General features: G+C 66.2%; 13 protein-coding genes. All 13 read right to left on the minus strand.

All coding sequences use genetic code 11. The features are described 5' to 3' along the window. Window positions 1-8: 8 nt before the first annotated feature. The 13 genes from QWL29_RS02035 to QWL29_RS02095 all read right to left on the minus strand — a co-directional run bounded on the left by QWL29_RS02035 (window position 9) and on the right by QWL29_RS02095 (window position 14,431). Window positions 9-599, minus strand: a complete 591-nt coding sequence (locus tag QWL29_RS02035; RefSeq protein WP_305821224.1) for a sugar transferase — start codon at window positions 597-599, stop codon at window positions 9-11. Beyond that, complete coding sequence (locus QWL29_RS02040; protein ID WP_305821225.1) at window positions 596-1,801, minus strand: DegT/DnrJ/EryC1/StrS family aminotransferase; 1,206 nt, start codon at window positions 1,799-1,801, stop codon at window positions 596-598. Before QWL29_RS02040 ends, QWL29_RS02035 begins: the two co-directional genes overlap by 4 nt. Next, on the minus strand, window positions 1,794-3,050 hold the full coding sequence (locus QWL29_RS02045) for a glycosyltransferase family 4 protein (RefSeq protein ID WP_308634753.1): 1,257 nt from the start codon (window positions 3,048-3,050) through the stop codon (window positions 1,794-1,796). The genes QWL29_RS02040 and QWL29_RS02045 overlap by 8 nt, the downstream gene beginning before the upstream one ends. Next, entirely contained in the window at window positions 3,038-3,844 is an 807-nt protein-coding gene (locus QWL29_RS02050) for a hypothetical protein (protein WP_305821226.1), read from the minus strand. Before QWL29_RS02050 ends, QWL29_RS02045 begins: the two co-directional genes overlap by 13 nt. Continuing rightward, window positions 3,841-4,533, minus strand: coding sequence for a hypothetical protein (locus tag QWL29_RS02055; protein ID WP_305821227.1), 693 nt, complete (start codon window positions 4,531-4,533; stop codon window positions 3,841-3,843). Before QWL29_RS02055 ends, QWL29_RS02050 begins: the two co-directional genes overlap by 4 nt. Before the next feature lie 142 nt (window positions 4,534-4,675). After that, a complete protein-coding gene (locus QWL29_RS02060) occupies window positions 4,676-5,776 on the minus strand; it encodes a glycosyltransferase family 4 protein (protein WP_305821228.1) in 1,101 nt (366 codons plus the stop codon). After that, entirely contained in the window at window positions 5,703-6,995 is a 1,293-nt protein-coding gene (locus QWL29_RS02065) for a hypothetical protein (RefSeq protein ID WP_305821229.1), read from the minus strand. The genes QWL29_RS02060 and QWL29_RS02065 overlap by 74 nt, the downstream gene beginning before the upstream one ends. Beyond that, window positions 6,992-8,242 (minus strand): lipopolysaccharide biosynthesis protein, encoded by a 1,251-nt coding sequence (locus tag QWL29_RS02070; RefSeq protein WP_305821230.1) that lies wholly within the window; start codon window positions 8,240-8,242, stop codon window positions 6,992-6,994. Before QWL29_RS02070 ends, QWL29_RS02065 begins: the two co-directional genes overlap by 4 nt. Further along, window positions 8,239-9,465, minus strand: coding sequence for a DegT/DnrJ/EryC1/StrS family aminotransferase (locus QWL29_RS02075; RefSeq protein ID WP_305821231.1), 1,227 nt, complete (start codon window positions 9,463-9,465; stop codon window positions 8,239-8,241). Before QWL29_RS02075 ends, QWL29_RS02070 begins: the two co-directional genes overlap by 4 nt. Before the next feature lie 28 nt (window positions 9,466-9,493). Further along, window positions 9,494-10,084 (minus strand): acyltransferase, encoded by a 591-nt coding sequence (locus tag QWL29_RS02080; RefSeq protein ID WP_305821232.1) that lies wholly within the window; start codon window positions 10,082-10,084, stop codon window positions 9,494-9,496. Between the two features lie 2 nt (window positions 10,085-10,086). After that, the gene (locus QWL29_RS02085) at window positions 10,087-11,148 is read right to left on the minus strand and encodes a Gfo/Idh/MocA family protein (protein ID WP_305821233.1); all 1,062 of its coding nucleotides are present in this window, start codon (window positions 11,146-11,148) and stop codon (window positions 10,087-10,089) included. Between the two features lie 28 nt (window positions 11,149-11,176). Then, the gene (locus QWL29_RS02090; RefSeq protein WP_305821234.1) at window positions 11,177-12,505 is read right to left on the minus strand and encodes a nucleotide sugar dehydrogenase; all 1,329 of its coding nucleotides are present in this window, start codon (window positions 12,503-12,505) and stop codon (window positions 11,177-11,179) included. 51 nt (window positions 12,506-12,556) lie between these two features. Further along, window positions 12,557-14,431, minus strand: coding sequence for a polysaccharide biosynthesis protein (locus tag QWL29_RS02095; RefSeq protein WP_305821235.1), 1,875 nt, complete (start codon window positions 14,429-14,431; stop codon window positions 12,557-12,559). Window positions 14,432-14,632: the final 201 nt, after the last annotated feature.

Here is a 14,632-nt window from a genome sequence, read left to right on the forward strand (position 1 = left end):
CGCACCTGTCAATGTGCAAGCGCGCCCAGCGTACGGAAGATGATGCGCACGTCGCCCCAGAAGCTGCGTTCGCGGACGTAGCGGGCGTAATACTCGAGCTTGGTCGGCAGGATGGTCTCGATGTAGGCACGCTCGGGGTCGGCTGCCTGGCCGAGGATGCTGCTCTCGTCCTTGTACAGGATGGCGGCAAGGTCGGTCACGCCGGGCTGGACCGACAGGACCAGGTCGCGCAGGGCCGGCGGATAGCAGGCGACGTAGCGCGGCACTTCGGGACGCGGGCCGACCAGGCTCATCGAGCCGCCGACGACGTTGATCAGCTGCGGCAGCTCGTCGAGCTTGTACCGGCGCAGCAGGTGGCCGGCGCGCGTGATGCGCGGATCGCGCCCGACGGTGAGCTGGCGCTGTGGGTCGCTTGCGGCGGCCATGGTACGGAACTTCAGGATCTCGAACAGCTGGCCGCCGCGTCCGACGCGCAACTGGCGAAACAGCACCGGGCCGCGCGAATCGAGCTTCACCCACAGCGCAATCGCGGCCAGCAGCGGCAGCAGCAGCACCACGCCCAGCGCTGCGGCCGTCAGGTCGAAGGCGCGTTTCATCATGACAGCAGCTTCTGCAGCGCCGCGACGACGCGGTCCTGGTCGGCGTCTTGCATGCGCGTGTACAGCGGCAGCGTCAGCATGGCGCCATAGGCCGCCTCGGCAGCCGGGAAGCGGGCCGGGTCCGAGGCGCAGTTCTCGCGCCAGTAGGGCTGGCGGTGCAGCGGGATGAAGTGCACGCTGGTGCCGATGCCCAGTTGCGACAGCCGCAGGATGAGTTCGTCGCGGCCCAGCGGCGCCTCGGCGCGCAGGCGCACCACGTACAGGTGCCAGGCATGGGTGCTATCGCTGCTTGGGCGCGGCGGCAGGAGCAGGGGCAGGCCGGCCAGGGCCGCGTCGTAGCGCGCCGCGAGCTGCTGGCGCCGCGCCAGGAAGCGGTCGATCTTGCGCAGCTGTTCCAGGCCGATGGCCGAGGCGATGTCGGTCAGGTTGTACTTGAAGCCGGCGGCAACGACTTCGTAGAACCAGGCCGGGGTCTTGGAGACGTAGCGGTCGAAGGCATCCTGGCTGATGCCGTGCAGGCGCATCAGGCGGATGCGGCGCGCCAGGCCGGGATCGCGCACGACCACCATGCCGCCTTCGCCGGTGGTCATGGTCTTGTTGGCGTAGAAGCTGAAGACGGTGATGTCGCTGTCCAGGGTGCCGACCAGGCGGTCCCGGTAACGGGTCGGGAAGGCGTGGGCGGCGTCTTCGACCACGCGCAGGCCGTGGGCGCGCGCAATCGCCAGCAGTTCGTCCATGGCGCAGGCCATGCCGGCATAGTGGACCGGGACGATGGCGCGCGTGCGCGGCGTGATCGCTGCCTCGACGGCGGCCGGCGACATGTTCAGGGTCACCGGATCGGCATCGACCAGCACCGGCTGCGCCCCCACGTAGCGCACCACCTCGGCGGTGGCAGTGAAGGTGAGGGTCGGCACGATGACTTCGTCGCCGGGCCCGATGCCGAGCGCTTCCAGCGCCAGATGCAGGCCGGCGGTGGCCGAGTTGACGGAAATGGCCTGGACGCCGTCGCCCAGGTAGTCGGCAAACGCCGCCTCGAAGCGGCGCGTCGCGGGGCCGGTGGTGACCCAGCCGGAGCGCAGGCACTCGACCACGGCCGCGATTTCCTCGTCGCCGATGTCGGGCAAGGCAAACGGGAGGAAGGGCGCCGGCGTCGTGCTCCCGGCGTCGGGTGTGCCGTTGCCGGCAAGCTGGTGGTCATCCATGTTGTGGGTCTCCTGTGCAGGCGCTCAAGAAGCGTTGTCCGAGGACGGGATAGGTGAGGTGGGCAAGGGCGTGGCGCTGGCCGCGCAGACCCATGGCGTCGCGCTCGGCGGGCGCGGTTGCCATCAGCGCCTCGATGGCGGCGGCCAGGGCCTGCGGGTCTTCGGGCGCGACCGTGACCCCGCAGCCGGCGTCGGCCACCGGGTCGTTGCCGGCTTCGACCGCGTGCACCACCGGACGCGCCGCCATCATGTAGTCGATCAGCTTGTTCGGTGCGATGCCGAAGCGGTACAGGGGCTGGCGCTTCCAGCCGATGTAGGCGAGGTCGAAGCGGCGCAGCAGGGCCGGCACCTGCTGCTTCGGCACCGGGTCGAGGAAATGGATGTTGTCGAGCGCCAGGGTGCGGGCGCGCAGGCGCAGGCGCTGCTTCTCGGGGCCGCCGCCGGCCAGCACGAAGGCGACGCGCCGGTGGCGCAGCAGCGAGGCGGCTTCGACCAGGGTATCGAGGGCGTTCGCGATGCCGTGGGTGCCGGCATAGCCGACGATGCAATCGTTCGAGGCGCGCAGCGCCGCCAGCCGCCGCTCGGTTTCGGGCGCCAGGGAGTCGCTGCCCGCCAGCCATTCGGCCGGATCGGCGCCGTTCGGCACGATGTGCAATTTGTGCGGCGCCATGCCGTGCGCTTCCAGGTGTTCGCGCACCTTGGGCAGGATCGAAACAATGGCGTCGGCATGGCGGCAGGCGTAGTTCTCGGCCGCTTGCAGCAGCATGATGAAGGGACGCCAGCGCGAGTAGCCGCCCAGTTCCATCGGCGACAGCGGCCACAGGTCGTGCAGCTCGAACAGCAGGCGCGCGCCGGCCAGGCGGGCGATGCGGCGCGCCGGCCAGATGTCGAGCGGATAGGTGCTGGAGGCGATGACGATGTCGGGCTGCACCTCGCGTGCGAGGGCGCGTCCTTCGCGCAGCAGGCGCCAGACGAAACTGGCCATGTTGCGCACCCGCGCTGCCCCGTTGCCCTGGTAGAAAGGGGTGGCGAACCAGGTGTAGTCGACGCCGTCGATGGTCTGGTCGAGCCGCGCGCGGCCGTTCATTTCCGGCGCCTGGGCGCGGATGTGCGAAGTCGAGGATGCGACGATACGCACGCGGTGCCCGAGCCGCACCCATTCGCGTGCCAAATAATAGGGGCGGTACTCCATGCCGTGGCGTACCGAGCCGGCGTAATGGTTGATCAGGAGAATGTTCAGGCGCGCCATGCGATCTCCTCTGCCAGTCGGCGGACGTTGCAGCGGGTGTTCTCGATCCAGTTGGTTTCCCATTGCACCGGGTGGGTCAGGAAGCAGATGCGCTCGTGCCGCTCGATGGCGTCGAAGGGCGACATCGGGTGGTAGAAGTGCGGGTAGGAGCGGTCGCTGATGTACATGTTGAAATGGCGCAGCAATTCGTTGTCGTAGGATTCGCACTCGATGCCGCAGCGGCGCCGCAGGTCGGGGTCGCGCAGCAGTTCGTGGTTGATGACGTTCAGGCGCCGGTTGGCGAAATCGCCGTGGCTGGCCACGGTGACCATCTGCAGGCCGAGCCGCTCGCCGATGCTGTTGAAGTTGCGTACGAACAGTTCGCGGATCTCGGGGAAGCGCTGGCGGATCAGCTTGGCGCAGCGGATGCGGTGGCGCTTGGCGAAGTCCGCCACTTCCTCGTAGTGGTAGCTGGCTTCGCCGCCGGCGGCCTCGATTTCGCGCATGAAGCCGAAATCGAGCGTACTGAGCCGGAAGTAATAGCTGGCGCTGACGCCATGCCGGGTTTCCAGCTCAAACATCTTGCGCGCCGTCCGCACATCGCTGTCGATGTCGTGCCGGTGCACCAGGATCCTGGCTGGCGCCGCCGCCGGCCCCGGCACTGCGCCATCCCCGGCCACCAGCTGGCGGAAAAAGCTACGCACGGTCATTTGTACATAACCGCGGTCGCGCGCCTCGCGCAGCAGGGCGCCATATTCGCCCAGCCTGGTCGGCATGAAATAGTCGGCATACAGCCGATTCAAAAGACTGATCATTGCAATGTGTACCTGGCACGATAAGGACGAAAACCAAGGATCTTCTTGAATGTCTGTAGACCTGGCTGGGCGCCGAAGAAGGTGTCGTACATCAGGTAGCGGGCGCGGCCCTGGGCAAATAACTGCTCGACGATGTCGACCACCATCATGTGCATGATGCCGTCGTTGTTGCGGATGCCGATCAGTTGCGAGAACGAGGAGAAATTGCCGTAATGGCCGAGATTCGCATAAGCTACCAGGCGGTTCTCGGCATTGAACACGCCGTAATAGCTGAAATGCGCAAGCGTATCGAATGCCGCGGATTTCTCGCGGTATTTCGCGTCCATCGGCCGGCCCTGGCGTTCTTCCAGCGAAGTATTGACCGCGTAGATGTCGTCGATATACGCATTGCGGTCGATGTGGCGCAACTGGTAACCGCGTGCGCGGGCGCGCCGCGCATGGTGGGCGCCGGCGTTTTTTCCCTTGATGAATTCCAGGTAGTCGTTCTGGTTGCCCAGGCTGCCCAGGTCGAGCAGGGCAGCGCCAATGGTTTTATTCCGGATCAGTTTATAGCGCGGATGCGGTTTCGTGTAATAGCGGTAGGTGGCGCGGATATCCGTAGGATGAATTGCTGAGTCGAAATGAAGATGGGCTACCGGGAGCCGGATAATATCGGACAGCAGGCGGTAATGATGCAGTATGGGATTCATGGTGTCGGCTCGGCAGTTTAATAAGACAATAAATCCGGTCGGTAAATTGTTCTTTGAAGCCGGTTAACTCTGCGTGTGGAATGCGCAATCAGAAAGCGCAATGCCATGGCGATGTAATGGATTTCGCCGCGTTCATGTGCAATCACACCGTTTCATAAAAGGCGATCAGCTTTTCGGATTCGTGCAGCCAGTTGTAATGCTGTTCTACGGCACGCCGGCCGTTCTCCCCCATGCGCGCCGCCAGTTCCGGGTGCTGGACCAGGTGGTCGATCGCGGCCGCGATTGCCGCCGGGTCGCCCGGATCGACGCAGACCCCGCAGCCGTGCTTGTCGATGATGCTGCGCCAGAGCGGGAAGCGCGAGGCGATCACGGGGATCCCCGCGGCCATGTATTCGAACATCTTCACCGGCAGCGCATCGAGGTAGTTCAGCACCGGGTGCAGGGTCACCAGCCCGGCCATCGCGCCGCGCATCACGCGGTTCACGCCCACCCGCCCCAGGTGGCCGTGGGCGATGACCTTGTCCCAGCCCGGATAGCCGCGCACCTCGGCCTCGAGCTCGGTCTCGGCGAACTGCCCGGCCAGCGCCAGGCGCGCGTTCGAGCGCAGCAGCGCGCAGGCGCGCACCAGTTCGCGGATGCCGCGGATGGCCGAGATGCTGCCGACATAGCAGACCTGGGGCGGCTTGCCGCGCCAGTCGGCGGCGACATCGAATTCGCTCACCAGCGGATAGTTGTTGACGTCGACCGAGCGCGGATTGATGGGCACGAACTTGTCGCGGATGGTCGGGGTGGCGGCGATCACGCCATCGAAGCGGCTGCAGGCGAAGCGCTGGTAGGCGCCGAAGGATTGCGACAGCAGGCGCGCCGAGGTCTTGCCGAGATAGGGCTTGGCCAGCAGCTGCGAAGGCACGTCTTCATGCGAATCGAAGACCACTTTCTTGCCCAGGCGCTTCAGGCTGAGGCCGACGGGGATCAGTTCGGGATCGTGCAACTGATAGACGTCGGCATCGAGGGCGAGGGCGGCATCGCGCACGCGGCGGGTGGTGCGCAGCATGCGGTTGACGCGGCCGGGCAGGCGCCCGACGTCGACCACGCGCACGCCGTCGGCGTGCTCGGGGCCGGCCCCGTCCGCCACCACCAGGCTCACGTCATGCCCATGCGCGGCCAGGCTACGACATTGCTTGATGAAGATGCGGGTGTCGTGGCGCGGGTGGGCGGAGGTCAGGTGTGCGATTTTTCGCATATTTCCTCTCATAGAAGTAGCGGGAGCTGGCGCCCAGCGTGGCGCCGATCAGCATGTCGGTGAAGTAGTGGGAGGTGATCAGCAGCAGGACGGTGACGCAGGCCATCGAAAAGCCGAGCAGGAAGTTGCCGCAGTGGCGAGGGGCGAAGTATTCGCGGATAAACATCGGAATGATCGGCACGATGGTCACCAGGCTCAGGTAGGCGATGCCGAAGAAGCCGAGGTCGACCCAGGCCGAGAGCACGTTGTGCGAGTAGTAGCCTGGTTTGTAGCTGGCATAGTCGCCGAGCAGGGGATGGGCCAGGATGGTCTGCACCGCGTGCACGGTCAGGTAGTGGCGCTTGTTGGCCGAGGTCGAGTGCGACAGATCGAGCAGCTCGAGGATGCGGTTGTCGGGCAGCGCCGCCAGGATGCGGTCGAAGTACAAATGGATCACGAAGAACAGGATCAGGCCGCAGAGGATGAAGTGCAGCTTGTGGCGCGAGTAATAGAACTCGATGATGGGAATCACGAACATCAGGGCCGCGAACTCGCTGCGCGCGGTGTTCACGAACAGGGTGGCGGCGCCGACCGCGTGCAGCAGCAGGCGCAGCGGCAGTGACCGGGTGAACGCGATGACCGGCAGGAAGGTGATCAGGTAGGAGCGCGCGAAACCCTGATAGGTGGCGAGCGCGTCCGCATCCTTGGCGATGCCCATGGCGCCGAGGTAGAACACCCCGTCCACCGAATAGGAAAAGGCGACCGCCGACATCCCGGCCAGGCTGAGCAACCCGACAATGCGGAAGGGGAGGCCGGCGAAGTCGAGGAAGCTGGCGATCACGAACATGTTGAAGATGAACAGGCAGCCCAGGATGTGGTTGCCGACGATGGTGCGGTTCGCCCCGGCCGCCGCGTTCACGACGATGACGGCGGCGAAGTAGAGCAGGAACAGGCCAAGATGCAGATCGACCAGGTGGAAGCGGCGCGGGTCGCGCCGCATGCGCTTGATGTAGACCAGGGTGAGCGGCAGTGCGAACAGCACCGAGATCGGGGCAAAATAGCCGCCCAGGAAGGCGCCGGTGGTGCCGGTGCCGAGCAGGGTGTGATAGAAGAAAAATCCCGGGAACAGCAGGAAGAACGCCGTCAGCAGGGTGGCCTGCTCGCGCCGCGAGGAAAGCGGCCGCGAGCTTGAGCGCACGCGCGGGTGCAAGGCCGGAATGGCGGCGGCGTGGGTGTTCATGCTGTGGCCAGCCGGTTCTGGGAGCACTGCCAGGACATGTGCAGGTAGACGAAATACAGCGAGGAATAGCCGATCGCATACCAGAGCACGTTGTCGTGCAGCGAGCCGGGAATGACAAAGGCGCTCACCGTCATCACGAACAGGGTCAGCTGCCACCACAAATCGACGTTCTGCTTGCCGGTGACGAAGAACACGTAGCTGAGCGGGCTGGCGACGAAGTTCAGGAAATAGAGCGGCGCCAGGATCTGCGCCAGCTCGCCGGCTTCGCGCCAGGCCGGGCCGAAGACCCAGGCAAACAGGTGGGGCGAGAACAGCAGCAGGGTCAGCGAGGGCGCCAGGCCCAGCAGCATCAGCACCTTGAAAGTGTAGCGGTAGGCCTGCTTGCAGTTGCCGACGGTCTGGAACTCGTGCACCGACTGGCGCTTGAATACTTCCAGCACCGAGGCCGCCAGCAGGGATATCGGTGCGGCCAGCACGCGCTGGGTCAGGGCGTACAAACCGGCCGCCATGGCGCCGTGGCGCATGCCGATCAGGAACAGCGGCAGCTGGCCGACCAGGTTGTTGAGCAGGTTCGAGGGCAGCGCATAGCGCCAGAAGTTGCGGTGCCGCGCCAGGTAGGCGCGCGCTTCCGGGCCGGGTGTCCAGCCGATGCGCGCCGGCGGCGGTTGCAGGAAGTGGCGCGCCATCATCAGGCCGGTGAACAGGCCGATCAGTTGCCCGGCCAGCAGGGCCACGCCGCCGACGCCGACGAACAGCAGCACCAGCTGGGCCACGGCGATGGTGCCGGCGCCCCAAACCTTGGCGCGCGCCGCCTTGCCGAAGGCATTGTGCGAGGTGGCATAGGCGAGCGTAGTCTGCATGTTGGCCGTCAGCCAGGTGCCGATACCAACCGTGAGCAGCGCCGGCCAGGTCAGCTGGCGGATTGCCGGCACGTCGACCAGGTGGGCGCCGACGGTGAGCGCGGTGACGATCACCGCGGTGATGGTGGCCGAGTACAGCACCACGCCGAAGCAGGTGCGCTGCTGCTCGGTGTCGTGGTCGAGGATCATCGCCGTTTCCATGCGCAGCGTGGCGCCGATGGTGGTGACCGCCACGATGGCTAGCCACAAACTGAAGGCGCCCATGTCGGCCGGCGTGCACAGGCGCGTGATCAGCGGCGCCGCCAGCAGTGGCAGGGCCTGGGCGCCGAGCGCGCCGCCCAGCACCGTCATCACGTGCTTCCAGAAGGTCGGCGGATGCAGCTTCATGCTGTAGCGGCGCTCGCTGTGAGGGTGGCTGCGGCAGCCGCCGTATCGGACGCCGCATCATAAGCAGCAGCGGACGCCGCATCAGAAGCAGCAGCGGACGCCGCGTTCGATCCCCCCTCCGGCGCCGGAACCGGAATGCGCAGCGACTGCAGCAGGGTCTGGGCCACGCGGCGCGCGCTGGCGTCGTCGAAGTAGGGACCCATCGGCAGGCTCAGCACGCGTGCGGCCATGCTGCTGGCCACCGGGCAGGCGTCGGCGCTGGACAGGTGGGCGTAGGCCGGCTGCAGGTGCATCGGTACCGGGTAGTGCACGGCGGTGGGAATCCCGGCCGCCTGCAGCTGGGCCTGGACGCGCTCGCGCTCCTCAACCACCACCGTGTACTGGGCGTGCACGCTGCTGCGGTCGCGCGCCTGGCCGACCAGCTGCAGGCGCCCCGAGAGCAGGGCCTCGTAGCCGTCGGCCACGCGCTGGCGCTGGCCCAGCTCCCAGTCGAAGCGCTCAAGCTTGGCCAGCACGATCGCGCATTGCAGGGTGTCCATGCGCCCGCCGACGCCGACGCGGGTGTGCACGTAGCGGCGCGACTGGCCGTGCACGCGGATTTCGCGCGCGGCGGCCGCGATCGCGTCGTCGCTCGTGAACAGGGCGCCGCCGTCGCCGTAGCAGCCCAGCGGCTTGCTTGGGAAGAAGCTGGTGCAGCCGACCGTCGACAGGTTGCAGCTCTGGCGTCCGCGGTAGGTGGCGCCGAAGCTTTGCGCGGCGTCTTCGATCACGGCCAGCCCGTGGCGCGTGGCAATGGCGTTGATTTCGTCCATGTCGGCCGGCTGCCCATACAGCGACACCGGCATGATGGCGCGCGTGCGCGGCGTGATCCGTTCCTCGATCAGGCCGGGTGCGATGTTGCAGGTGGCCGGGTCGATGTCGACGAACACCGGCGTGGCGCCGAGCAGCACGATGACCTCGGCGGTGGCGATGAAGGAAAACGGTGTCGTGATGACTTCGTCGCCGGGACGGATGCCGAGCGCCATCAGGGCGATCAGCAGGGCCTCGGTGCCGGAAGCGACCGTGATGCAGTGGCGTGCGCCGGTGTAGTCGGCCAGGCGCGCCTCGAGTTCGGCCACTTCCGGGCCAAGGATGTACTGGCCGTGGTCGAGCACGGCCTGGATGCGGGCGTTGATCGATGCGCGCGAGGCGGCGTACTGGGCTTTCAGGTCGATGAATTCCATGATGGTCCGGGTGTCCGTGTGGGAGGTGTCAGGCCTGGGCTTCGGGAACGCGCATGCAGACGCCGTCCTGGAGCAGATAAAGGTCGCCGGTATGCGGGCACAGGGCTTCGCCGTTGCCGCCCAGGCGCAGCGGCAGGCGCTCGCCGTGGCGGCTCATCCAGCCGATCTGGCGCGCCGGCACGCCGGCCACCAGGGCGTAGTCCGGCACGTCGCGCGTGACCACGGCGCCGGCGCCGACAAAGGCGTATTCGCCGACCGTAACGCCGCAGACGACCGTGGCGTTCGCGCCGATGGTGGCGCCACGTTTCACCCGTGTGCGCCGGTACTCGTGCTTGCGCTCGACGGCAGCGCGCGGGTTGTGCACGTTGGTGAACACCATGCTTGGGCCGCAGAAGACGTCGTCTTCCAGGGTGACGGCGTCGTAGACCGAGACGTTGTTCTGGATCTTGACGCGGTCGCCGATGACGACGTCGTTGGCGACGAACACGTTCTGGCCGAGCGAGCAGCCGGCGCCGACCTGCGCACCGGCGCAGACGTGGGCGAAGTGCCAGACCCGGGTGCCGGCGCCGAGGGTGGCGCCGGCGTCGACGATGGCGCTGGAGTGGATGTGGTCGGCCATGCTCAATACTCCAGCGGCAGGGCCACGCGCTTGCCGTCGCGCGCCGACATGTAGGCCGCCACCAGCACCTCGAGCGACTTCAGTCCCTCGCGCCCGTCGGTCTCGGGTTCGGCTTCGCCGCGCAGCACCTTGATGACGTTGTCGTAGTACAGCGGGTGGCCGAAGCCGTAGACCGAGGTGGTCTGGTAGCTGGCGTCGCGTACCTTGTCGTCGTCGGCGTCGGGCGTGGCGAATTCCCATTGCTGCACTTCGTTGACGGCGACGCCGCCGATACGCACCGTGCCGTGCTCGCCCAGCACCGTGATCGAGCCTTCCATGTTGCGCGGATAGGTGAGCATGGTGACGTTCATCGAGCCGAGCGCGCCGTTGCGCCAGCGCAGGCTGATGACGCCGGTGTCCTCGACCTCGATGTTGCGCGCCAGCGTGGCGGTGTAGGCCTGCAGGCTTTCCACCGGGCCGATGATCCAGTCGATCAGGTCGACGTAGTGGCTGGCCTGGTTCATGAAGGCGCCGCCGTCGAATTCCCAGGTGCCGCGCCATTTGGCGCTGTTGTAGTACTCGTCGGGACGGGTCCAGAACACGTTCAGGTTGACCATGTAGATGCGTCCGAAGCGCTTCTTGTCGACCGCGCTTTTCAGCAGCTGCAGGGTGGCGTTGCGGCGGTTCTGCTTGACGACGAACAGGCGCACCCCGGCGGCGTCGGCGGCATTCACCATGCGCTTGCCGTCTTCCCAGCGCGTGGCCATCGGCTTCTCGGTGATCACATGATGCCCGGCGCGGGCGATCTGCACCGCCTGCTCGGGGTGCAGGCCCGAAGGCGTGGTGACGATAAAGGCGTCGGCGTCGCAGCGGGCCAGCATGTCGTCCAGGCTGGCATAGGCTTCGGCGCCGGTCTTGTCGGCGGCTTCGCGCAGGGCGCGCGGGTCGATGTCGCACACGCCGACCAGCTCGCAGCGCTCGCGGTGCCCGGCGATGGCGGCGAAATGGTTCCTGGCGATGCGGCCGCAGCCGATCAGGGCGAAGCGGATCTTGCGGTCGACGATGGCGGGGGGGTAGTTGCGCATGAGGTTCTCCGGTGGACGCTGGGTGGCCTCAGGCCTTGACGACGTGGGGCAGGCGTTCGAGGTAGACGCCGCGGGTGTCGACGATCAGATTCGCGTAGTGCCGGATCATGTCGTAGTCGAAGGCGCTGTGGCTGGTGGCCAGCAGCACCAGGTCGTAGGAAGCCAGGGCGTCGGGCGTCAGCGCCACGCTGGAGAGGTCGAAGCGGTGTTCGCGCATGCGCGGAAACACTGGCACGTGCGGATCGGAGTAGTCGACATGGGCGCCCTTGTCGCGCAGCAGTTCCATGAGTTCGACCGAGGGCGACTCGCGCATGTCTTCGACGTCCTTTTTATAGGCGATGCCCAGCACCAGCACGCGGCTGCCCATCACCGAGCGCCCCCGTTGATTCAGTGCGTCGGTGACCTTGCCGATCACCCAATGCGGCATGTCGCTGTTGATTTCGCCGGCCAGTTCGATGAAGCGGGTATGGACGCCGTACTGGCGCGCCTTCCAGGTGAGGTAGAAGGGGTCGATCGGGATGCAGTGCCCGCCCAGGCCGGGACCGGGGTAGTAGGGCGTGAAGCCGAAGGGCTTGGTGGCGGCGGCGCGGATCACCTCGTGGATATCGATCTCCATCTTGTCGGCGATGATTTTCATTTCGTTGACCAGGCCGATGTTCACCGCGCGGTGGATGTTTTCCAGCAGCTTGGTGAGTTCGGCGGCGCGCGTCGAGCTGACCGGCACCACGTGGTCGATAGCGGCGCTGTACAGGGCGACGCCGGCTTCCAGGCAGGCCGCCGTGCTGCCGCCGCAGACCTTCGGGATGGTGCGGGTTTCGAAGTGGGCGTTGCCCGGGTCTTCGCGCTCGGGCGAGAACACGAGGAAGACGTCGCGCCCGACTTCCAGGCCGCGCGACTCGAGGCGCGGCCGCAATTCTTCCTCGGTGGTGCCGGGATAGGTGGTGCTTTCCAGCGAGACCAGCTGGCCGGGACGGATGAAGGGCAGCAGGGCGTCGACGGTGTCGAGCACGAATGAGAGGTCGGGCTCGCGGTAGGCGTTCAGTGGCGTGGGCACGCAGATGACCAGGGCATCCGCTTCGTGGGCCCGGGTGAAATCGGTGGTGGCTTCGAAACCGGCCTCGCGCGCGGCGGCGATGTCGTCGCCTGCGATGTGACGGATGTAGCTCTCGCCGCGGTTCAGCTTCTCGACCTTGGCGCCGTCGATGTCGATGCCGAGCACGCGGAAACCCGCTTCGGCATAGCGCAGGGTCAGCGGCAGGCCGACGTAGCCGAGCCCGATGATGCCGACGACGGCTGTGCGGTCGCGCAGTTTGGCGGTGAGCTGTTGCAGGTGGGCCGATGGGTGTTCGTCGCGCATGGGTATCCTCGCCAATTCAAGGTAAAAAAATCAAAGACGGAAGCCGTGCCGCTAGATGCGGAAGGGCACGAACTTGTTGATCAGACTGAGACGGGCCGGCTCGGGCAGCGGCACCGGTGCGGCGGCCGGCAGTTGCGGCGTGTATTCGCTGACGATGGCCTTGACCATCGATTCGATCATGGCGCGCTCGTGGGTCTCGCAGGCCATCATCAGGCAGGTGATGCAGGTTTCCAGCACGCTGGGACGCAGCGCGTTTTCCTTCATGCGCATGATGCGTGGATGCTCGCTGGGGAAGACGGTGCCGTCGGTGAGCAGTTCCTCGTGCAGCTTTTCGCCGGCAAACAAACCGACGAACTTGATCTCGATGTCGCCATTCGGATTTTGCGGCGATTTTTCGGTGAGGCCTGACATGGCGATCATGGTGCGCGCCAGGTCGACGATGCGCACCGGCTCGCCCATGTCGAGCACGAAGACGTCCCCGCCCTTGGCCATGGCGCCGGCCTGGATGACCAGTTGCGCGGCCTCGGGAATGAGCATGAAGTAGCGCGACACCTCGGGGTGGGTGATGGTGAGCGGGCCGCCCTTGGCGATCTGGCGCTGGAACAGGGGGATCACGGAACCCGAGGAACCGAGGACGTTGCCGAAGCGGACCATGCAGAAGGTGGTCTGGCTGCCGCGTGCGGCCGCTGCCTGGAAGATCAGCTCGGCGATGCGCTTGCTGGCGCCCATGATGTTGGTCGGGCGCACCGCCTTGTCGCTGGAGATCAGCACGCAGGTCTCGACGTTGTGGCGGGCGCAGGCGCTGGCCACGACCTGGGCGCCCAGCACGTTGTTGCGCAGGCCCTCGACAATGTTGGCCTCGACCAGGGGCACGTGCTTGTAGGCGGCGGCGTGGTAGACGGTGTCGACGTGGCTGTCGCCCAGGATGCGTTCGACCAGGTCGGCATTGCAGACCGAGCCGAGGTGGGCGTCGATGCGCAGGTCGGGGAAGCGGGTGGCGAGTTCCTGGCGCACCGTGTAGAGCGCGTATTCGGAATGGTCGAGCAGGTGCAGGCGGGACGGGCCGAGGGTGACGATCTGGCGGCAGAGTTCCCCGCCGATGGAGCCGCCGGCGCCGGTGACGAGCACGGTCTTGCCGCGCACGCAGCGGGCAAACAAATCGAGGCGCGGCGGCACCGGCGGGCGGCCGAGCAGGTCTTCGAACTTCAGTTCGCGGATCGAGTCGCGTGGACGCACCCGGTCGTCGGCCAGGTCGACCAGGCGGCTGAGGATCTTGGTAGTGACGCCGGCCTGCGCCAGGCGCTGCATGATGTCGCGCAGGCGTTCGGCCGGCATGGCGGGCACGGCGATGACGACGGTGCGGATGCCGTGGGCGGTCACCAGGTCGGCCAGGCGGTCGGTGTGGAATACGCGCAGGCCGGCAATGGTGCGGTCGACCAGGGCGCGCTTGTCGTCGAAGAAGCAGACCGGGCGGTGCTCGTCGCTGTTGCGCATGGTTTGCGCGAGGCGTGCCCCGGGTTCGGCGGCGCCATAGATGGCGACGGCGTCCGAAGTCTGGCGGCCTTCCGTATGATTGCGCAGGAAATTACGCATGCCAATACGCGAGGTGACGACATACGAGAAAACGATAAACCAGTAAATCGCCAATGCGCTGCGGGGAAATACCGCATCGTTAATGGCAAACAGCACGACATACGCGCATAATACGGCGATGCCGAGCGCCAGGCCGGTGGCGCTTAATAAGCGCCCGTCGATGAAACGGATAACGGCGCGATAAAGATCGGACATCGAAAAGGCGGCGATCGTGACCAGCGCCACCAATATATAAGACGCCGGGCCGTAATTGGCGGCGAGCCGCATGTCACCGCGCAGCAGCAGTGCGATCAGGAAGCAAAGGGGCAGCGCAAGTAGGTCAATCGCGACCATCAGGGCGATTTTCGTGGTCCGACCAAGCGACACCATGCGGGCACAGAATTGATTCAGGATATACGTGGACTGGGTCGACATGGTAATCGCGGTCAAATGGTTGCGGGAATGCGGATTATCCAGTGCTGATAAATCATGGAATTAACGTACTCAGCAATATTTCCGCAATTAATTAAATCAATGAGCGAGAATTAGACTAAT

Origin of the sequence: Massilia brevitalea, from assembly GCF_030711405.1 — a bacterium.
In the GTDB taxonomy this organism is placed as follows: domain Bacteria; phylum Pseudomonadota; class Gammaproteobacteria; order Burkholderiales; family Burkholderiaceae_D; genus Telluria; species Telluria brevitalea.